Below are 19,435 nucleotides of genomic sequence, written 5' to 3'. Positions count from 1 at the left end.
GCGTCATGCCCGACGTTCCCGCCCGCCCCCGCGTCTTCTCCGGCATCCAGCCGACCGCCGACTCGTTCCACCTCGGCAACTACCTGGGCGCGCTGCGGCACTGGGTGGCGTTGCAGGAGACCCACGAGGCGTTCTACTGCGTGGTCGACCTGCACGCGATCACCGCCGGGCACGACCCGAAGGTGCTCCGGCAGCGGTCCCGGGTCGCCGCCGCGCAGCTCTTCGCGCTCGGCCTCGACCCGGAGCGCAGCACTCTCTTCGTCCAGTCGCAGGTGCCCGAGCACCCGCAGCTGGCCTGGGTGCTCGGCTGCATCACCGGTTTCGGCGAGGCGAGCCGGATGACCCAGTTCAAGGACAAGTCGCAGAAGCAGGGCAGCGACCGCTCCAGCGTCGGCCTCTTCACCTACCCGATCCTGCAGGCCGCCGACATCCTGCTCTACCAGGCCGACGCGGTGCCGGTCGGCGAGGACCAGCGCCAGCACCTGGAACTTTCCCGGGACCTCGCGCAGCGGTTCAACTCGCTCTTCGGCAAGACCTTCACCGTGCCCGCGCCGCACATCGTGAAGGACACTGCCAAGATCACTGATCTGCAGGAGCCGACCGCGAAGATGTCGAAGTCGTCGTCCTCGCCGGCCGGCATCATCGACCTGCTGGAGGAGCCGGCCCGTACGGCCAAGAAGATCCGCTCGGCGGTCACCGACACCGGTCGGGAGATCGTCTTCGACGCCGAGGGCAAGCCGGGCATCGCCAACCTGCTGACCATCTACTCGGCACTCTCCGGTCGGGACATCGACGACCTGGTCGCCGCGTACGCCGGCAAGGGCTACGGCGACCTCAAGAAGGACCTGGCCGAGGTGGTCACCGAGTTCGTCCGCCCGATCCAGGAACGCACGAACGGCTACCTGGACGACCCGGCCCAGCTGGACAAGCTGCTCGCCGCCGGTGCGGAGAAGGCGCGAGCGGTGGCCGGCCCGACGCTGCGGGCCGCGTACGAACGGATCGGTTTCTTCCCGCCGGTGCGCGGCGAGTAGCGCCGCGACGCGGCGCGGGACGGGTGGAGACGGGCCGGTGGCCGGAGAGGTGGCGCGCAGCGTGGATCGCAGGGGCGGGGCGCCCGCAGCGGGCGACCTCATCCAGATCGGGGTCGCGGTCGACATCCCGCAGCCGTGGGGCGCTCAGCTCACCCGGCGACGCGCGGAGGCCGGCGACCCCCAGGCGGCGGACATCCCCGCCCACGTGACGCTGCTCGGCCCGACCGAGATACCGGCCGCCGCCCTGCCCGCCGTGGAACGGCACCTGGCCGAGGTCGCCGCCGCCCACCTGCCGTTCACCCTGCACCTGCGCGGCACCGGCACGTTCCGCCCGGTGACGCAGGTGGTCTTCGTGGCGGTGGCGGCCGGGATCAGCGAGTGCGAGCTGCTCGCCGCCGCGATCAGCGCCGCCCCGGAGCTGCACCGCGAAGCGCGCTTCCCCTACCACCCGCACGTCACCGTGGCGCAGGACGTCGCGCCCGAGGCGTTGGACAAGGTGTACGAGGACCTCGCCGACTTCTCCGCGATGTTCGACGTGGCGTCGTTCACCCTGTTCCTGCACAGCGGGCAGGCCCGCTGGCAGCCACGACGGGACTTCCGGCTGGGCGGCTGACCGGTCGGCCGGCGGGCGCGCCCGCGAGGGTTACCCCCACGGCGCGGCGACATCGGCGAGGATGACGGCGTGAACGTGATCGGCCGGATCGAGGCGGGCATCGACCGCTGGGTCAGCGCCGGCCGGCGCCGGTCGGCGGTCTTCGACCACGTGTGGCGCGCCGGTGCGCGCTACGCGGAGGTGCTCGGCGGTCGGCTGGCGGCCGCGATCGCCTACTACGGCTTCTTCGCGGTCTTCGCGCTCGCCCTCGTCGTGTACGCCATCTTCGGCGCGACCCTGGACGACAACAGCGAGTTCAGCGTGGCCGCGAGCAACTTCCTCCGGGACAACCTGCCGTTCCTCGACCCGGCGCAGATCGCCGACAGCAGCGGCACGGTCGGTGTGGTCGGTCTGATCATCCTGACCTTCACGGGGATCGGTTGGATCGAGGCGATCCGCTCCTCCCAGCGGCTGATCTACGGGTTCAACCAGCAGCCCGGCAACCTGGTGATCCGCCGGCTGGTCGACATCGGCGTGATGGTCCTCGTCTTCGTGCTGCTCGGCCTCTCGGTGGCGGCGGTCGACACGCTCGAGTCGGTGCTGCGTTTCCTGCTGCGCAGCACCGGGTCGTTCGGGCTGACCACGTTGAGCGCGGTGCTCAGCGTGGTGGTCAACGCGGTCCTCGCCGCGCTGCTGCTCGTCGCGGTGCCCCGGCTGCGGATGAGCCGGTCGCGGCTGCGCCCGGTGGTGCTGCTCGTCGCGATCGGCATCACGCTGCTCAACACGGTCGGCCGCTACTACGTCGTCCGCACCGAGCGGAGCCCGGCGTACACGGTGGTGGCCGGCGCGGTCGGGCTGCTGCTCTACCTCTACCTGCTCAACCAGCTACTGCTCTTCGGCGCGGCGCTCGCCGCCACCAGCTCCCGGGGCCGGGTGGTCGACCTGGCGGAGGGCCCGGCGCCGGCGGACCTCGACGAGCAGGTCGATCCCGGCACCCCCGGAGGTGCCAGTTGAGGACAGGGAGACCGACATGCTGATCTCCGTCGATCTGGATTCGTCGGTGCCGCCGTACGAGCAGGTGCGCGCTCAGCTCGCCGAGATGATCGGGGACGGGCGGCTCCCGGTGGGCACCCGGCTGCCCACCGTGCGGCAACTCGCCGCGGATCTCACGCTGGCCCCGAACACGGTGGCCCGGGCGTACCGGGAGTTGGAGGGGAGTGGGCTGCTCGAGACGCGGGGCCGTAACGGCACGTTCGTGGCGCCGGGGCGGGACGACGCGATCGACCGGCTCCAGCGCTCGGCCGCCGAGTACGCTCTCACGGCCCGCCGGCTCGGTGTGCCACCCGGTGCGGCGCTCGCGTTGGTCCGCGCCGCCCTGGACGCGTCCCGCCCCGGCTGAGCCGCCAGGTCGACGGAGCGCGGTGCGAGGCGGGGCGAGAGGGAGGATCGGGCGAATGCCGCACGGCGGCCCACGGTGACGGACCATGATGGGCCGGTGGGGGCACTCGTGACGTTGGACCTGCCGAGCGACTCGCCGATGCTCGGTCTCCCGTGGATCATCACGTTCGGCCCGCTCGGCGATGTCGACGAGTGGGAGCCGGTGGTCTGCGGCCCGTACGAACGGCCGCACGCCCTCGCCCTGGCCGAGGCGGTGGTGGCCGAGGAGCAGCTGATGGCGGTGGTCGAGCCGCTGCTGCCGGCGCTCTCGGCCGAGGAGATCCGCAGTGAGATCGCCGCCGCGCAGATCGCCGCGGTCGACGAGGCCACCCAGGTCGACCAGGCCGATCTCTACGGAGACTTCGAGGACATCATCGACGAGGAGTTGGACGCGGCGGCGGACGAGGCCGGCCGGGGCGAGCCGACGGTGCCACCGACCGAGGCCGAGCTGCGGGCCGGGTTCCGGCGGATCGCCGAGATCCTGACCGCCAAGGGCTCCTGACCTGGGGCGATCAGGGTCGGCTCGGTGCCTGGTCCAGCACGCAGAATTCGTTGCCCTCGGGGTCGGCGAGCACCACGAACTGCTCGTCGCCGGTCTGCCCGACGTCTGCCCGCCGCGCACCGAGCGAGACGAGCCGCCGTACCTCCGTGTCCGCGTCACGGTCGCTGACCAGGTCGAGGTGGAGGCGGTTCTTGCCACGCTTGGCGGTGCCCGAGCCCTGCAGCCACACGGTCGGTCCATCGCCGGCCGCCTGCGGGTAGAGCTTCGCGCTGCCGTCCCCGCCCTGCTCGACGCGGTAGCCGAGCGCGGCGGACCAGAACGCCGCCATGACGTCGACCTCCTCGACGTCGACGGTGTACTGCGCCACCCGTACCACCATCTCGACACCTCCCACCCTCGCCGCGGCGACGGTCTCCGCGATCTTGGAACTTCGCGGCCCCGCCGAGGGCGCAACCGTTCCAAGATCTTCAGTAGCTGGCACCCACCGCCCACTGTGCTCGGCGGGAAGGTCACCGGCGCCCCGCGGAGCGGACTCCGCGAGACGCCGGCATCACCTCACCCCACCACAAGGGGTCGGTGCCCCAGCCGCCCGCCGGCGCGGAGCACGACGGACGACCAGGTCGCTTACGGGTTACCCGCTCAGCGCCGTTCGAACCACGCAGCCGAGTCGACAGGTAGCAGATGGCCCCCGCTCGCCGCGGCGAGCGGTTCGCTCGCGACGGCCGGTTCGCCGTACCCGCTGACCGGGATCGGCGCGCCGCTGATGTTGACCACACAGGTCAGCTCGGTGTCGCCGGCGGAGCGGGAGAAGGCGAGCACGCCTGGTTCGGTGTCGAGCCAGGTGATGCCGCCGTCGGCGGCCAGCGCCGGATGGGTACGCCGGATCCGCAGCGCGTCGCGGTAGAGCTCCAGCGTCGAATCGGGTACGCCGACCTGGGCGGCGACCGAGAGCGCGGCCCAGGTGGCGGGGGCCGGCAGCCAGCTCGACTCGCACCCCGCTGGCCCGAAGCCGTACGGGGGCAGGTCACCACTCCACGGGATCGGCACCCGGCAGCCGTCCCGGCTCTCGCCGGTGCGCCGGAACGCCGGGTCCTGGCGCAGCTCGTCGGGGAGGTCGAGCACCTCGGGCAGGCCCAGCTCCTCGCCCTGGTAGAGGTACGCGCAGCCGGGCAGCGCGAGCATCAGCAGGGCGGCGGCGCGGGCGCGGCGCAGCCCGTCGGGACCGTCGCCGTAGCGGGTGACGTGCCGCTGCTTGTCGTGGTTGGAGAGCACCCAGGTGGTCGGCGCGCCGACGATGGTCGCCTCGGCGAGCGCCGTGTCGATCACCTTGCGGAACGACTCGGCCGACCAGGTGGCGTCGAGGAAGTCGAAGCTGAAGGCCTGGTGCAGCTCGTCCGGGCCGATGTAGCGGGCCAGCCGCTGCGGCGTCTCGGCCCACGCCTCGGCCACCGCCATCCGGCCGCCCGGGTAGCTGTCCAGGATGGGCCGCCAGGCGCGGTAGATCTCGTGGACCTCGTCCTGGTCGAAGTAGGGGAGCCGGCCCTTGCCGAGCAGCTCGACCTGACGCCGGCCGGTGGTCATCGTGCTGAACCCGACATCGGGCAGCCCCGCCGCCTTGATCATTCCGTGGGCCACGTCGATGCGGAAGCCGTCCACGCCGCGGTCCAGCCAGAACCGCAGGATCTCCTCGAACTCGGCGCGGACCTCGGGGTGTCGCCAGTCGAGGTCGGGTTGGGCCGGGTCGAAGAGGTGCAGGTACCACTGGCCGTCCGCGACGCGCGTCCAGGCCGGCCCGCCGAAGATGCTCTCCCAGTCGTTCGGTGGCTCCTCGCCGTGCTCGCCCCGGCCCTCGGCGAAGAGGTACCGGGCGCGCTCCGGCGAGCCGGGTCCGGCGGCGAGCGCGGCGACGAACCAGGGGTGCGCGCTCGACGTGTGGTTGGGCACGAGGTCGACGATGATCCGCAGCCCGAGGGCGTGGGCGTCGCCGACCATCGCCTCGAAGTCGGCGAGCGTACCGAAGCTCGGGTCGACGTCGCGGTAATCGGCCACGTCGTAACCGCCGTCGACCATCGGCGAGGTGTAGAAGGGCGTCAGCCAGAGCGCGTCGACTCCGAGGTCCCGCAGGTACGGCAGGCGCTGCCGGATCCCGGGGAGGTCGCCGACGCCGTCGCCGTTGGCGTCGGCGAAGCTGCGCACGTAGACCTGGTAGACGACCGCCGACCGCCACCAGTCGGGGTCGGCGGTCGGCGGGGTGGGGTGGCTGGCGGTCATCGGTGCGATCCCCGTTCTCAGGCGCGGTAGGGCGGCACCCGGCACACCGGTGGGCGCGGGCGGGAGCAGAATGCCGGTCGGGTGTTGCAAGAGTCAAGCAGGCCTTGCGTAAGGCTTGCGGCTGCTCCCCGGCCGAGAACGGGCCGCCGTCAGGCAGTGGCGGCGAGCGTGGCCGGGGCCGGTCGGGCGGCCGCGTGCGGCCGGGTCGGTGCGACCGCGGTGGAGCCCCGGACCACCAGCTCGGGGCGGAAGAGGTACTCGGAGTGCGGGGCGCCGTGCCCGTTGATCTCGTCGACCAGTGCCCGGACGGCGGCCACCGACATCGCGGTGACCGGCTGCCGCATGGTGGTCAGCGGCGGGTCGGTGAAGGCCATCAGCGGTGAGTCGTCGTAGCCGACCACGGAGAGGTCGGTCGGTACGGAGAGGCCGCGCTGCCGGGCCGCCCGGACCGCGCCCAGCGCCATCAGGTCCGAGCCGCAGACGACGCCGGTGACGCCCCGGTCGAGCAGCCGTCCGGCGGCCGCCTCGCCACCCTCGACGCCGAAGAGGCTCAGCTCGGCGAGCTCGTCCAGTTCGGACCCGGCGAGGCCGGCGAGCCGGGTCATCGCGGCGCGCCAGCCGGCGACCTTGCGGCGTACCGGCACGAAGCGGTCCGGTCCGGTGATCAGGCCGATCCGGCGGTGCCCGAGCGCCACCAGGTGCGCGACGGCCAGCTCGGCGGCCTCGCCGTCGTCGCAGGAGACGAAGGGTGCGGGCACGTCCGGCACGTAGCCGTTGATCATCACGATCGGCAGTGGCCGGGAGAGCAGCGCCCGGTACCGGTCGTGGTTCGCCGCGGTGTCGGCGTGCAGGCCGGAGACGAAGGCGATCCCGGAGACCTGGCGGTCCAGCAGCATCTCGACGTACTCGTCCTCGGTGACCCCGCCCGGGGTCTGGGTGCAGAGCACGGGGGTGAACCCGCTCTGCGCCAGGGTGGACTCGATGACCTGGGCGAACGCGGGGAAGATCGGGTTGTCCAGCTCCGGCACCACCAGGCCCACCAGGCCGGCGCTGCGCTTGCGCAGCCGGGCGGGGCGCTCGTAGCCGAGCACGTCGAGGGCGGTGAGCACGGCCTGCCGGGTCTCCGGGGCCACGCCGGGGCGGTCGTTGAGCACCCGCGACACCGTGGCCTCGCTGACTTCGGCCTGTTGGGCGATGTCGGACAGTCGAGCGCGCATGGCGGGCACTCTAGCTCAAGGGCAAGTTCTTGCGTACGACGTTGCAAACTCTTCCATTCCTTGAAACGTCTTGCTAGCGTCCCCGCAACACAGGAGCGCAGCGGCGCGGCATCCGTGCGCCGGCTCGGCACGAACCTCCGACCTTCCCCCCTTTGCGGACGACGCCCTTCCCCCGGCGCACCGCCACGACGACAGGAGTACCGATGCGCATCCGTACCGCGGGTGTGATCGCCGTCTTCACCCTGGCGCTCGCCGCCTCGGGTTGTGGCGGCGGCAGCGACGAGCCGGCCACCGACGAATCCCCCAAGGCGGCCGGCGGCAAGCTGGTGATCTGGGCCGACGACAAGCGGACCGCCGCCCTGAAGCCGTTCGCCGAGACCTTCGGCCGGGAGAACGGCGTCACCGTCGAGGTGCAGGCCGTCTCGAAGGACCTGCAGACGAACTTCGTCACCGCGTCGCAGCAGGGCAGCGGACCGGACGTCGTCGTCGGCGCGCACGACTGGATCGGCAACATGGTGCAGAACGGCGCCATCGACCCGGTGCAGCTCACCGCCGACCAGAAGAGCGCCTTCAACCAGACCGCGATCAAGGCCGTGACCTTCAACGGGCAGCTCTACGGCGTGCCGTACGCCATGGAGAACCTCGCGCTGATCCGCAACACCGCGCTGGCCCCCGAGGCACCGAAGACCGTCGAGGAGCTCGTCGCCACCGGCAAGCGGCTCAAGGCGGAGAAGAAGGCCAGCGAGATCCTCTGCCTCCAGTCCGGCCAGAACGGCGACGCGTACCACATCTACCCGCTCTACACCTCGGCCGGCGGCTACCTCTTCGGCACCACCGCCAACGGCGACTACGACCCGAAGGACCTGGGCGTCGGCAAGCCCGAGTCGATCGAGGCGTTCAAGAAGATCGGCGCGCTGGGCGAGAAGGGCGAGGGTGCGTTGAAGCGCTCCATCACGCCGGAGAACTCGATCGCCACCTTCACCGGCAAGAAGTGCGCCTTCCTCGTCTCCGGCCCGTGGGCGGTGGCGGACGTCAAGAAGGCCGGCATCTCGTACGACATCACGCCGGTGCCCGGCTTCGCCGGTGGCAAGGAGGCCCAACCGTTCGTCGGCGTGCAGGCCTTCTACGTCGCGTCGAAGGGCAAGAACAAGGCGCTGGCGCAGGAGTTCGTGGCCAACCACGTGACCAAGCCGGACCTGGCCGTGGCGCTGTACCAGGCCGAACCTCGGCCGCCCGCGCTGACCGCCGCACTCGACCAGGTGAAGGGCAGCGACCCGGACCTCGCCAAGTTCACCGAGGCCGGCCGGAACGGCCAGGTGCTCCCGGCGATCCCGGCGATGGCCGCGATCTGGGACCCGTTCGGCAAGGCCGAGGCGGCCGTCATCGGCGGCGCCGACCCGGCCAGGACCATCACCTCCGCAGGCCAGACCATCGCGGGCCAGATCAAGTAATGAGCACGCCGTCGTCCGGCCCGGGGTCCACGCGGGCCCCGGGCCGGGAGCCGGTCGGCTCCCGGCCCGCGAAGAGTCGTACCGCGGGTGAGCACACGCCGATCACCCTGACCGGCCTCGGGGCCAAGGTGATCCTGCTCGGCCTCGTGGCCGGGATCGCGATCTGGGCGGCCTTCCCGCTGGTCGAGGCGGAGCAGTGGGTCGGGCTGGCGCTGCTGGTCGCCACCACGGCCGGGCTCTTCTACCTCTACCTCACCCGTCGGCACGTGCCGGCCAAGTACCTGGTGCCGGGCACGCTCTTCCTGATCGCGTTCCAGATCGTCCCGGTGCTCTACACGGCCAGCACGGCCTTCACCAACTTCGGCGACGGGCACCGCGGCGACAAGCAGGGCGCGATCGTCGCCATCCAGACCGCCTCGGTCGAGCAGGTGCCCGGCTCCACCGAGTACGCGCTCTCCGTCGCCACCGAGGGCGACCCCGCCACCGGCCCGCTGGTCTTCCTGGTCACCGACCCGGCCGACGGCGCCGTCTCGATCGGCGACGCCACCGGACTGCGCCGGCTCGACGCCGACGAGGTCACCGTGGCGCCCGGCGGAAAGGTCAGCGCCGCCGGCGGTTACACCGTGTTGAACTTCGGCCAGGCGAGCGCCCGCAGCCAGGAGATCATCGACCTGGTGGTGCCGACCGCCGGTGGCGCGCTGCGCTCCTCGGGCCTGTCGCGCGCCTACGAGGGCAAGGCGGTTCGGGCGTACGACGCCGCCTGCGACTGCGTGCGGGACAGCGAGACCGGCCGGACGTGGACCGCGGACGAGTCCACCGGATCCTTCGTGGCCGACGACGGCGAGCGCCTCGCCCAGGGGTGGAAGGTCGGCGTCGGACTGCGCAACTTCACCCGGGTGCTCACCGACCCGAACATCTCCGGGCCCTTCCTCGGCACGCTCGTCTGGAACTTCGCCTTCGCCGTCGGCTCCACCGGCGGCACGTTTATGCTGGGCACGTTCGTGGCGCTCGCCCTGCACTCGCCCCGGATGCGCGGCACGAACCTCTACCGGGTGCTGCTCATCCTGCCGTACGCCATGCCGTCGTTCGCGATGCTGCTGGTCTGGCGGGACATGTTCAACACCGACTTCGGCCTGATCAACAACCTCTTCGGGCTCGGCGTCAACTGGTTCGGCGAGCAGTGGTCCGCGCGCGCCGCGGTGCTGCTGGTCCAGCTCTGGCTCGGCTATCCGTACATGTTCCTGGTGGCCACCGGCGCGCTCCAGGCCATCCCACGCGAGCTGACCGAGGCGACCTCGGTGGACGGCGCGTCGCCGTGGCAGTCGTTCCGCGCGGTCACCCTGCCGCTGCTGCTGGTCGCGCTCTCGCCGCTGCTGATCTCGTCGTTCGCGTACAACTTCAACAACTTCAACGCCATCTACCTGACCACCGAGGGCGGCCCGTTCCCGGCCGACAACCCGAGTAACGGCGCGACCGACCTGCTGATCACCTACACCTACCGGTTGGCGTTCGGCGGGCAGGGCGCCGAGTTCGGGTTCGCCGCGGCCATCTCGCTCTTCATCTTCGCCATCGTCGCGGTCGTCTCGGCGGTCAGCTTCCGACGCACCCGCAAGCAGGAGGAGGTGTACGCATGACCGCGCTCACCGGGACCCCGGTCACCGGCGGCACGGCCGGCGCCCTGCCCGCCGACCGGAACGGAAACGGGCGAAGTCGCCGTTGGCTCGTGCGGGTGGGCTGGCGGCACGGGGTGGCGGTGCTCGCCGTGCTCTTCAGCCTCTTCCCGATCGTCTTCGTGCTCTCGGCCGCGCTCAATCCGCTGGGCACCCTCTCCTCGACGGCGCTGGTGCCGAGCTCCGGAGTGTCGTTCGGGAACTTCACCGAACTGTTCGGCCGGACCGCCTTCGAGCGGTGGTTCGTCAACTCCCTGCTCATCGCCGGTCTCGCCGCGCTCGCCTCGATCATCCTCTCGGCGCTGGCGGCGTACGCCTTCTCCCGGATGCGGTTCCGTGGCCGGCGGGTCGGGCTGCTCTCGCTGCTGCTGATCCAGATGTTCCCGCAGTTCCTGGCGATCGTGGCGATCTTCCTGATCTTCGCCACCATCACCGACCTGTGGCCGGCGATCGGCTTCAACACCCCGTGGGGGCTCCTCCTGCTCTACCTGGGCGGCGCGCTCGGCGTGAACACCTGGCTGATGAAGGGCTTCTTCGACACGCTGCCGAGGGAGCTCGACGAGTCGGCCACGATGGACGGCGCCACGCACACCCAGATCTTCTTCCGGATCATGCTGCCGCTGGTGGCGCCGATCCTCGCGGTGACCGGCCTGCTCGCCTTCATCGGCACTGTCAACGAGTTCCTGATGGCGAACGTCTTCCTGACCGACACCGAGTCGAAGACCCTCGCGGTCGGCATGTACGGCCTGCTGCAGGGCGACGAGCGGAACAACAACTTCGGCATCTTCGCGGCCGCCACCCTGCTCACCGCGATCCCCACGGTGGTGGTCTTCCAGTTCCTCCAGCGCTACATCGTCTCCGGCCTCACCGCCGGGGCGGTGAAGGGATAGCGGGCGCATGCCGCTGCAACCGCACCACGACGGCTCCGCCCGCTACGTCCCCGAGCAGGCCCCCTCGCTCGGCGACACCGTCGACGTCTTCGTCCGGGTGCCGGCCGGTGCGGACGTACGCCAGGTGCACGTGCGTACCACCGGTGACGGCGAGCCCCGGTTCACCGAGGCGGTGGTCGACCGGGTCGACGGCGACGACGTCTGGTGGCGGGCCCCGGTCGAGGTCCGCAATCCGGTGAGCAACTACCGGTTCCTGCTCACCGGGGCGAGCGACCAGCGCTGGCTCAACGCCGCCGGAACGGTCGGGCACGACGTGCCGGATCACGGCGACTTCAAGCTCGTCAGCCACGCCCCGCCGCCGGCCTGGGCCCGGGACGCGGTGATCTACCAGATCTTCCCGGACCGGTTCGCCCGCTCGGCCGGGGCCGACGGGCGGGCGCTGCCGGACTGGGCGATCCCCTGCGACTGGGACACCCCGGTCGTCGGCCGCGGGCCCGAGACGCCGTACCAGTTCTACGGCGGCGACCTGGACGGGATCGCCGAGCGGCTGGACCACCTGGACCGGCTGGGGGTGAACACCGTCTACCTGACGCCGATCTTCCCGGCCCGCTCCAACCACCGCTACGACGCGGCGGACTTCGACCGGGTGGATCCGCTGCTCGGCGGGGACGCCGCGCTGGCCCGGCTCGCCGACGCGGTACGCGCCCGTGGCTGGCGACTGCTCGGCGACATCACGAGCAACCACACCGGGGACGCGCACCGCTGGTTCGCGGCGGCCGTCGCCGACGTCGACGCGCCGGAGCGGGGGCTGTACTACTTCGACGAGCTGACCGGCCGCGACAACTCCGGCTCGCCGCGCTGCGAAATCGAGCCGTCGTACGAATCGTGGAACGGGGTCAGGTCGCTGCCGAAGCTGAACTGGGGCAGCGCGGAGCTGCGTCGCCGCTTCGCCACCGCGCCCGACTCGGTGCTGCGGCGCTGGCTGCGCGAGCCGTACGGGTTGGCCGGCTGGCGGGTCGACGTGGCGAACATGACCGGCCGGCGGGGCGCGGACGCGTACACCCATGAGGTGGCGGCGCTGCTGCGAACCGTCGTGACGCAGACCCGGCCGGACGCCCTGCTGATGGCGGAGCACGGGCACGACCACACCGGCGACCTGGACCGCGACGGCTGGCACGGCACCATGAACTACGTCGGCTTCACCGACCCCGTCTGGTCCTGGCTGCGCCACGGCGAGCAGCCGGTGCCGAACTTCCTCGGGACGCCGGGTGGGGTCCGACGTCGGGACGCCGCAGCGGTGCTGGCGACCATGGACACCTATCGCAGCCTGGTCTCGTGGCGCTCGTACACCCATTCGTGGCAGCTGCTCGGCTCGCACGACTCGGCCCGGATCCGCACGGTGGTGGGCGACGCGGCCCGGCACGAGGTGGCCGTCGGACTGCTCGCCACCATGCCGGGCCTCCCGATGATCTTCGCGGGGGACGAGCTGGGTCTGACCGGCATCAACGGGGAGGACTCGCGTACGCCGATGCCGTGGCACCGGCCGGAGCGCTGGGACGGGGGCACGTTCGCCGCGTACCGGGCGCTGCTCAGGCTGCGACGCGACGAGCCGGCGCTGCGGCACGGCGGCCTGCGCTGGGTGCACCACGACCCGGAGACGCTGGTCTTCCTGCGGGAGTCGCCGGCCGGCACCGTGCTGGTGCTGGCCCGTCGGGCCGCCGGGAGGCCGCTGCGGCTCGTCGGCCTGCCGGCCGGGGAGAACCTCTACGGTGGCGCGCCCGCGCTGCGGCCCGACGGGGGCGGCGCGGTCGCGCTGCCCGGCGACGGCCCGACCTTCCAGGTCTGGCGCCTCGCGTGACCGCGGTCCTGGCGGGGCTCGGGTCGCCGCGGCGCGGCCGTGAGACGGTCGGGGAGAAACCTGATACCTCTGGGGCGTCCACATGCCCCAGAGGTATCAGGTACTCGAACGGGTCGGCTCGCAGGAGCGACCGGTCGGGCGAGTCCCCCTACTACGAACTGTCGTTGATGGGGCAGGATGGGGCGCGTGGAAGCTCTGAGGCTGATCCTTCTCTACGTCCATCTGATCGGGTTCGCGTTGCTGCTGGGCGGTTCGTTGGCCCAGTACATCAGCGGGCGGATACGCATCAACGGAGCCATGCTCTGGGGGTCCGTGATCCAGCTCGTGACCGGTATCGGGCTCGCCGCGCCGCTTCGGGACGGCGACGAGCCGGCCCCGGCCAAGCTCGCGACCAAGGGCGTCATCGCGCTGCTGATCTTCGTAATGGTGTTCTTCTCCCGGAAGCGGGAAACGGTCAACCGCGGCCATTTCCTGGCAATTGTGGGGTTGACCCTGGTCAACGCCGCAGTAGCGGTCTTCTGGCGGTAACGTCAGCCTTGAAGGCGCTCGAAAATCGGACTTTCACGACGCCGGGGTGCAGCTCTACCTGCACTAAGAGTGATTTCCCCCACGGGACGGTTACGTAGGGGTAACAGGCACTCAACAGTCGTGCACGATTGGCGGCCGGTGGGTGGGCGCGGGCGTACGCTCCCGTCCGTAACGTGGGACGCCGGCCGCGACATCGCAGGCCGGCTCAAGGGCAGCCACCGCACAAGGCGCGGTGTGCGATGGGAAGGAGACGTCTTGCGCTCGGTGCGTGGGATGCGGATCGCCTCGATCGTGGCGGCGGGTGGGCTCGTACTGAGCGCCGCCGCGTGTGGTGAGGCGCCGGACGAGAACAACGGCGCCGGTGACGGCGGCAAGAAGTTCAGCGCCTGCATGGTGACCGACGTCGGCGGCATCGACGACAAGTCGTTCAACACCTCTGCCTGGCAGGGCCTGAAGGACGCGCAGGCGGCCAACAGCAACATCGACCCGAAGTTCGTGGCGTCGAAGGCCGAGGCCGACTACGAGCCGAACCTGACGCAGTTCGTGAACCAGAAGTGCGACTTCATCCTGGCCGTCGGTGGCCTGATGGGCGACGCGACGAAGAAGATCGCGCAGGCGAACCCGAACCAGCAGTTCGGCATCGTCGACGCCGACCCGGCTGTGGACAACATCTACCCGATGCAGTTCGACACCGCGCAGGCCGCGTTCCAGGCCGGCTACCTGGCCGCCGGGATGAGCAAGAGCGGCAAGGTCGGCACCTACGGTGGTCTGCCGATCCCGCCGGTGACCATCTTCATGGACGGCTTCGTCGACGGCGTGGCCTACTACAACCAGGTCAAGGGCAAGAACGTCCAGGCGCTGGGTTGGGACAAGGCGAGCCAGAAGGGCTCCTTCACCAACGACTTCGCCAAGCAGGACGAGGGCAAGAAGGTCTCCGACACCCTGGTCGCCCAGGGCGCGGACATCATCATGCCGGTCGCCGGCGGCTCCGGCCTCGGCACCACCGCCGCGGCCAAGGCCTCGAACGGCAAGTACAGCGTCATCTGGGTCGACGTCGACGGCTGCGAGAGCACCCCGGACTGCTCGGCGATCCTGACCACCGTGGTCAAGAACATCCCGGAGGCCGTCAAGGAGGCCGTGCTGAAGGCCGCCGGTGGCGAGAAGCTCCAGGCCAAGCCGGGCTTCGTCGGCGACCTGGCCAACACCGGCGTCTCCATCGCCCCGTTCCACGACTTCGAGAGCAAGGTCCCGGCCGAGCTCAAGGCCGAGGTCGAGAAGATCAAGACGGACATCGCCGCCGGCACCATCACCGTCACCTCGAAGGCTCAGCCGACCAAGTGACGACCGGCCGTTCCCCCTGGTGAGAACATCGGGGGGCCGGCGGGCAACACGCACGACCGATCCGGCCGCTCCGGCTCCGCGGAACCTCCCGCCGGGCCGGGGCGGCCGATCGCGCACCACGGAGACCGCCGTCCCCGGCCGGGTCGTCCGGCAGCCGGCCGCCCGCTAGGCTGCACCATCGCTCGCACTCCCGGGAGGTTGCGCTGAGACTCGAACTGCGCGGCATCACCAAGCGGTTCGGTGATCTGGTCGCCAACGACCACATCGACCTGACGGTGGAGCCTGGTGAGATTCACGCCCTGCTCGGCGAGAACGGCGCGGGCAAGTCGACCCTGATGAACGTGCTCTACGGGCTCTACCAGCCCGACGAGGGCGAGATCCTGGTCGACGGCGAGCCGCTGAAGCTGCGCGGGCCGTCCGACGCCATCTCGGCCGGGATCGGCATGGTGCACCAGCACTTCATGCTGGTCCCCGTCTTCACGGTCACCGAGAACATCATGCTCGGCGCGGAGCGGACCCGCGGTGGCCTCGCCGGTTTCCTGGACCGTCGGCGCGCCCGCCGGGAGGTCGTCGAGGTCTCCGAGCGGTACGGCCTGCGCGTCGACCCGGACGCGGTGATCGAGGACCTGCCGGTCGGCATCCAGCAGCGGGTCGAGATCGTCAAGGCGCTGACCCGGGACGTCGACCTGCTCATCCTGGACGAGCCGACCGCGGTGCTCACCCCGCAGGAGACCGAGGAGCTGCTCACGGTCATGCGGTCGCTCAAGGCGGCCGGCAAGTCGATCGTGTTCATCACCCACAAGCTCGGCGAGGTCAAGGCGATCGCCGACCGGATCACCGTGATCCGCCGTGGCAAGACTGTCGGCACCGCCTCCCCGGAGGCCAGCCGGGACGAGCTGGCCGCGCTGATGGTCGGCCGCAACGTCCGGCTCACGGTGGAAAAGGCCGCGGCGAAGCCGGGCAAGCCGGTGCTCGAGGTCGCCGGCCTGGTCGTCGACGACGACCGGCAGATCCGCGCGGTCGACGGGATGGACCTGACCGTGCACGCGGGCGAGGTGCTCGGCGTGGCGGGTGTGCAGGGCAACGGCCAGACCGAGCTGATCGAGGCGATCATGGGCCTGCGCCCGACGCTCGCCGGTTCGGTGACCCTCGACGGGGAGCAGATCGACGGCTGGTCGACGAAGCGGGTGCTCCGCGCCGGCGTCGGCTACGTTCCCGAGGACCGCAGCGTCGACGGGCTGGTCAAGGAGTTCAGCGTCGCCGAGAACCTGGTGTTGGACATCTACGACCGTCCGCCGTTCGCCGGTGGGCTCGCGTTGAAGCGGGACGCCATCGCGGCCTCGGCGAAGGAGCGGATCGAGCAGTTCGACGTCCGGACCTCCTCGGCGGCCATGCCGGTGGGCACCCTCTCCGGCGGTAACCAGCAGAAGGTCATCGTGGCGCGGGAGCTGTCCCGGCCGCTGAAGCTCTTCATCGCCGCCCAGCCGACCCGTGGGGTCGACGTGGGGTCGATCGAGTTCATCCACAGCCAGGTCATCCACGAGCGGGACATCGGCACCGCCGTGCTGCTGGTCTCCAGCGAACTCGACGAGGTGCTCGGGCTGGCCGACCGGGTCGCGGTGATGTACCGCGGCCGCATCATCGGCATCGTCGGCCCGGACACCCCCCGCGAGGAGATCGGCCTCCTGATGGCCGGTATCACCCCGGAGGCGGCGACCGAGCAGGCCGAGGCGCGGCCGGCGACCGATGGCGACGCGCCGACCAGCGAGGAAGAGGAATGAGCGAGCGTCAGCGAGGTGACGGCATGAGCGAGCGCCAGCGAGCGAATCATCGGTACAGCTGCGTGGTGCCTCATGCTGGTGCCGAGCGCAGCGAGGTGACGGCATGAGCTCCCCCAATCCGCAGTCGGGGTCGCCGGACAAGGAACCGGCGAGCGAGGCGCAGGCGGCGCAGGAATCGCTCGACAACACCGAGCGGGCCGAGGATGCCACCACGCCGCAGGCGGGATCGGCCACGGCGACGCCCGGTGACGCGGCGGAGCCGAAGCCCAGCCTCGGGCGACTCTTCGTGGCGAACCTCTGGGCCGCGAACACGGTCACGGTCACCGTGCTCTCGCTGGTGCTCGCGATCGTGGTCGGCGCGATCCTCATGATCATTTCTGATCCCGAGGTCCTCTCGACCTACTCGTACATCACCGCTCGCCCGTCGGACGCGCTGAACGCCAGCTGGACGCTGGTGAGTGAGGCGTACGCGAACCTCTTCAAGGGTTCGGTCTTCGACCCGGAGGCGTTCAGCGGGTGGCTGAACGGCAGCAACGGTTGGCAGGCCGTCCTCGCCCCGATCTCCGAGACGCTCACCTACACCGCGCCGCTGGTCTTCACCGGCCTCTCGGTGGCGCTCGCCTTCCGCGGCGGCCTCTTCAACATCGGCGGTCAGGGCCAGGCCACCGTCGGCGTGGTGCTCGCCGCGCTGGCCGGCTTCGCGCTGCCGCTCCCGCCCGGCCTGCACCTGCTCGTCGCGGTGCTCGCCGGTGCCCTCGGCGGCGCGATCTGGGGCTTCATCCCGGGCATCCTCAAGGCGCGTACCGGCGCCCACGAAGTGATCATCACGATCATGCTCAACTACATCGGGACCTACCTGCTCACCTGGCTGATCGTCCAGAACGGGGTGCAGGACCCGAACCGCACGGACGCGATCAGCAAGGCCGTGGACCCGTCGGCCCAGCTGCCCCGGCTGCTCGGTGACAACCTGCGGGTGCACGCCGGCATCCTGCTCGCCGTGCTGGCCACCTGGGCGGTGGCGTGGCTGCTCAACCGCTCCACGCTCGGCTTCGAGCTGCGGGCCGTGGGCGCCAACCCCGACGCGGCCCGTACCGCCGGCATCAGCGTCGCCCGGACCTTCGTCCTCATCATGGTCTTCGCCGGGCTCCTCGCGGGCTTGGGCGGCGCGAACATGGTGCTCGGCTCGACCGCCAGTGCGCTCACGCCGCTGGTGGTGGCGCAGATCGGCTTCGACGGCATCCTGGTGGCGCTGCTCGGCCGCCTGAAGCCGTGGGGGGTCGCGCTCGCCGCGCTGCTCTTCGGCGCGCTGCAGGCCGGCGGCAACCGCATGCAGTCCTACTCGGGGATCTCGTTGGAGCTGGTGACCGTGCTCCAGGCGCTGATCGTCATCTTCATCGCCGCGCCGGCCCTGGTGAAGGCGATCTTCCAGCTCCGGGCCGCGCGCGCCGCCCGGTTGCAGACGAGCCTGGCGAAGGGCTGGTAACTCATGTCCACCATGGCTGTCCCCGACGTGGCGGTCGCCGCGGTCGACCAGGGCTTCTGGACCCGTAACCGCAAGGTCGGCCTCGTGCTGCTGGTGCTCGGCCTGCTGGCCGCGGTGCTCTTCGGCGCGCTCGCCACCGACCAGCAGGCCCGGTTCACCCTCAGCGAGGACGCCGCCGGGACCGCGCTGGAGATCAACGGAACCTTCGGCGCGATCCTCTTCGGCGTCATCGCGCTCGCCGCCGGCGCGGCGCTGCTCGCCGCGGTGCCGAAGCGCTGGTTCCTCCTGGTGCTCGGCGTCGGGCTGGTCGCCTTCGTGCTGTCGTTCCTCTGCTGGCAGGTCTCCGCGGCCCCGGCCGGGCAGAACTTCATGCCGCTGGTCAACATCATCCGGGGTACCTTCATCCTGGCCCTGCCGCTGATCTTCGGTGCTCTCGCCGGCGTGCTCTGCGAGCGCTCCGGCGTGGTCAACGTGGCGATCGAGGGGCAGCTGCTGATGGGCGCGTTCAGCGGCGCCCTCTTCGGCAGCATCTCCGGCAACGTCTGGGTCGGCCTGGTCGCCGCCGCCATCGGCGGCGCGTTCATCTCCCTGCTGCTGGCCGTCTTCTCCATCCGCTACCTGGTGGACCAGACGGTCATGGGGATCGTGCTGAACCTGCTCGCGGTGGGCGTCACCGGCTTCCTCTACGAGCGGCTGATGCAGACCAACGCGGAGCGCTACAACAGCGCACCCCGGTTCAGTAACTGGGAGATCCCGCTGCTCAAGGACATCCCGGTGCTCGGTCCGGCGCTGTTCCGCAGCAACATCTTCCTCTACCTCGGGCTGCTGCTCGTCCTGGTGATCCACATCGGGCTCTTCCGTACCCGGTGGGGGCTGCGTACCCGCTCCGTCGGCGAGCACCCGACCGCCGCCGACACCCTCGGCGTACGCGTGCTGCGGGTGCGCTACCGCAACGTGCTGCTGGCCGGGGTGGTCGCCGGCATCGGTGGCGCCTCCTACACGCTGGCGCTCTACTCCTTCACCAAGAACATGATCGGCGGTAAGGGCTTCATCGCCCTGGCCGCACTGATCTTCGGGCGGTGGAACCCGACGGGCGCGCTGCTCGCCGCGCTCTTCTTCGGCTTCGCCGACCAGCTCGCCACCTACCTGGGCGCGATCAACAGCGTGATCCCGAGCCAGTTCCTGGCCATGCTGCCCTACCTGGCGACGATCCTGGCCGTCGCCGGGCTGGTCGGCCGGGTACGCGCACCGGCCGCGGACGGCAAGCCGTACGTCAAGGGCTGACAGCCCGTCGGCGCCAGGAGGCCCGGGACGATCCGCGGATCGTCCCGGGCCTCATCCGTCGTGCCGACCCGATGATCCTCCGTCGTGCCGACCCGATGA

General features: G+C 71.0%; 17 protein-coding genes. 14 read left to right on the top strand and 3 right to left on the bottom strand.

The features are described 5' to 3' along the window. Positions 1 to 5: 5 nt before the first annotated feature. The 5 genes from trpS (at position 6) to D7147_RS01465 (ending at position 3,562) form a co-directional block, all read left to right on the top strand. Positions 6 to 1,031: a tryptophan--tRNA ligase gene (gene trpS, locus D7147_RS01485; RefSeq protein ID WP_120673425.1), complete on the top strand. Its 1,026-nt coding sequence runs from the start codon at positions 6 to 8 to the stop codon at positions 1,029 to 1,031. A gap of 37 nt (positions 1,032 to 1,068) precedes the next feature. Continuing rightward, complete coding sequence (locus D7147_RS01480; RefSeq protein WP_120673424.1) at positions 1,069 to 1,644, top strand: 2'-5' RNA ligase family protein; 576 nt, start codon at positions 1,069 to 1,071, stop codon at positions 1,642 to 1,644. A 69-nt stretch (positions 1,645 to 1,713) separates the two neighbouring features. Beyond that, positions 1,714 to 2,637, top strand: a complete 924-nt coding sequence (locus tag D7147_RS01475; RefSeq protein WP_120673423.1) for a YihY/virulence factor BrkB family protein — start codon at positions 1,714 to 1,716, stop codon at positions 2,635 to 2,637. A 16-nt stretch (positions 2,638 to 2,653) separates the two neighbouring features. Then, on the top strand, positions 2,654 to 3,022 hold the full coding sequence (locus D7147_RS01470) for a GntR family transcriptional regulator (RefSeq protein WP_120673422.1): 369 nt from the start codon (positions 2,654 to 2,656) through the stop codon (positions 3,020 to 3,022). A 96-nt stretch (positions 3,023 to 3,118) separates the two neighbouring features. Beyond that, entirely contained in the window at positions 3,119 to 3,562 is a 444-nt protein-coding gene (locus D7147_RS01465) for a hypothetical protein (RefSeq protein ID WP_120673421.1), read from the top strand. Between the two features lie 10 nt (positions 3,563 to 3,572). Here the strand turns inward: D7147_RS01465 and D7147_RS01460 are convergent, their stop codons facing one another. The 3 genes from D7147_RS01460 to D7147_RS01450 form a co-directional block, all read right to left on the bottom strand. Beyond that, entirely contained in the window at positions 3,573 to 3,941 is a 369-nt protein-coding gene (locus tag D7147_RS01460; RefSeq protein ID WP_120673420.1) for a VOC family protein, read from the bottom strand. A gap of 260 nt (positions 3,942 to 4,201) precedes the next feature. Continuing rightward, a complete protein-coding gene (locus D7147_RS01455; RefSeq protein ID WP_120673419.1) occupies positions 4,202 to 5,833 on the bottom strand; it encodes a glycoside hydrolase family 13 protein in 1,632 nt (543 codons plus the stop codon). A 149-nt stretch (positions 5,834 to 5,982) separates the two neighbouring features. Continuing rightward, a complete protein-coding gene (locus tag D7147_RS01450) occupies positions 5,983 to 7,050 on the bottom strand; it encodes a LacI family DNA-binding transcriptional regulator (RefSeq protein ID WP_120673418.1) in 1,068 nt (355 codons plus the stop codon). Between the two features lie 203 nt (positions 7,051 to 7,253). Between D7147_RS01450 and D7147_RS01445 the strand changes: the two genes are divergently transcribed. From D7147_RS01445 to D7147_RS01405, 9 genes are all read left to right on the top strand, one after another. Beyond that, entirely contained in the window at positions 7,254 to 8,501 is a 1,248-nt protein-coding gene (locus D7147_RS01445) for a sugar ABC transporter substrate-binding protein (protein ID WP_120673417.1), read from the top strand. Continuing rightward, entirely contained in the window at positions 8,501 to 10,135 is a 1,635-nt protein-coding gene (locus D7147_RS01440) for an ABC transporter permease subunit (RefSeq protein WP_120673416.1), read from the top strand. The genes D7147_RS01445 and D7147_RS01440 overlap by 1 nt, the downstream gene beginning before the upstream one ends. Then, positions 10,132 to 11,061 carry a sugar ABC transporter permease gene (locus D7147_RS01435; protein WP_120673415.1) on the top strand — a complete coding sequence of 310 codons (930 nt, stop codon included), beginning with the start codon at positions 10,132 to 10,134 and terminating at the stop codon, positions 11,059 to 11,061. Before D7147_RS01440 ends, D7147_RS01435 begins: the two co-directional genes overlap by 4 nt. Before the next feature lie 7 nt (positions 11,062 to 11,068). Further along, on the top strand, positions 11,069 to 12,919 hold the full coding sequence (locus D7147_RS01430; protein ID WP_120673414.1) for a glycoside hydrolase family 13 protein: 1,851 nt from the start codon (positions 11,069 to 11,071) through the stop codon (positions 12,917 to 12,919). A gap of 186 nt (positions 12,920 to 13,105) precedes the next feature. Then, on the top strand, positions 13,106 to 13,447 hold the full coding sequence (locus D7147_RS01425) for a hypothetical protein (protein ID WP_120673934.1): 342 nt from the start codon (positions 13,106 to 13,108) through the stop codon (positions 13,445 to 13,447). A 273-nt stretch (positions 13,448 to 13,720) separates the two neighbouring features. Next, positions 13,721 to 14,788 (top strand): BMP family lipoprotein, encoded by a 1,068-nt coding sequence (locus D7147_RS01420; RefSeq protein ID WP_120673413.1) that lies wholly within the window; start codon positions 13,721 to 13,723, stop codon positions 14,786 to 14,788. A gap of 170 nt (positions 14,789 to 14,958) precedes the next feature. Continuing rightward, a complete protein-coding gene (locus D7147_RS01415; RefSeq protein ID WP_325050634.1) occupies positions 14,959 to 16,569 on the top strand; it encodes an ABC transporter ATP-binding protein in 1,611 nt (536 codons plus the stop codon). Between the two features lie 103 nt (positions 16,570 to 16,672). Next, a complete protein-coding gene (locus D7147_RS01410; RefSeq protein ID WP_120673412.1) occupies positions 16,673 to 18,052 on the top strand; it encodes an ABC transporter permease in 1,380 nt (459 codons plus the stop codon). A gap of 3 nt (positions 18,053 to 18,055) precedes the next feature. Next, the gene (locus tag D7147_RS01405) at positions 18,056 to 19,336 is read left to right on the top strand and encodes an ABC transporter permease (protein WP_120673411.1); all 1,281 of its coding nucleotides are present in this window, start codon (positions 18,056 to 18,058) and stop codon (positions 19,334 to 19,336) included. Positions 19,337 to 19,435 lie beyond the last annotated feature (99 nt).

It is taken from the genome of Micromonospora musae (assembly GCF_003626545.1).
In the GTDB taxonomy this organism is placed as follows: Bacteria; Actinomycetota; Actinomycetes; order Mycobacteriales; family Micromonosporaceae; genus Micromonospora; species Micromonospora musae.
This window is presented reverse-complemented; position numbering and strand designations above follow the sequence as displayed.

Coding starts and splice junctions, on each gene's coding strand:
- trpS (WP_120673425.1), top strand. CDS start 6: ATGCCCGACGTTCCCGCCCGCCCCCGCGTCTTCTCCGGCATCCAGCCG.
- D7147_RS01435 (WP_120673415.1), top strand. CDS start 10,132: ATGACCGCGCTCACCGGGACCCCGGTCACCGGCGGCACGGCCGGCGCC.
- D7147_RS01445 (WP_120673417.1), top strand. CDS start 7,254: ATGCGCATCCGTACCGCGGGTGTGATCGCCGTCTTCACCCTGGCGCTC.
- D7147_RS01440 (WP_120673416.1), top strand. CDS start 8,501: ATGAGCACGCCGTCGTCCGGCCCGGGGTCCACGCGGGCCCCGGGCCGG.
- D7147_RS01405 (WP_120673411.1), top strand. CDS start 18,056: ATGTCCACCATGGCTGTCCCCGACGTGGCGGTCGCCGCGGTCGACCAG.
- D7147_RS01470 (WP_120673422.1), top strand. CDS start 2,654: ATGCTGATCTCCGTCGATCTGGATTCGTCGGTGCCGCCGTACGAGCAG.
- D7147_RS01430 (WP_120673414.1), top strand. CDS start 11,069: ATGCCGCTGCAACCGCACCACGACGGCTCCGCCCGCTACGTCCCCGAG.
- D7147_RS01410 (WP_120673412.1), top strand. CDS start 16,673: ATGAGCTCCCCCAATCCGCAGTCGGGGTCGCCGGACAAGGAACCGGCG.
- D7147_RS01455 (WP_120673419.1), bottom strand. CDS start 5,833: ATGACCGCCAGCCACCCCACCCCGCCGACCGCCGACCCCGACTGGTGG.
- D7147_RS01420 (WP_120673413.1), top strand. CDS start 13,721: ATGCGGATCGCCTCGATCGTGGCGGCGGGTGGGCTCGTACTGAGCGCC.
- D7147_RS01450 (WP_120673418.1), bottom strand. CDS start 7,050: ATGCGCGCTCGACTGTCCGACATCGCCCAACAGGCCGAAGTCAGCGAG.
- D7147_RS01460 (WP_120673420.1), bottom strand. CDS start 3,941: ATGGTGGTACGGGTGGCGCAGTACACCGTCGACGTCGAGGAGGTCGAC.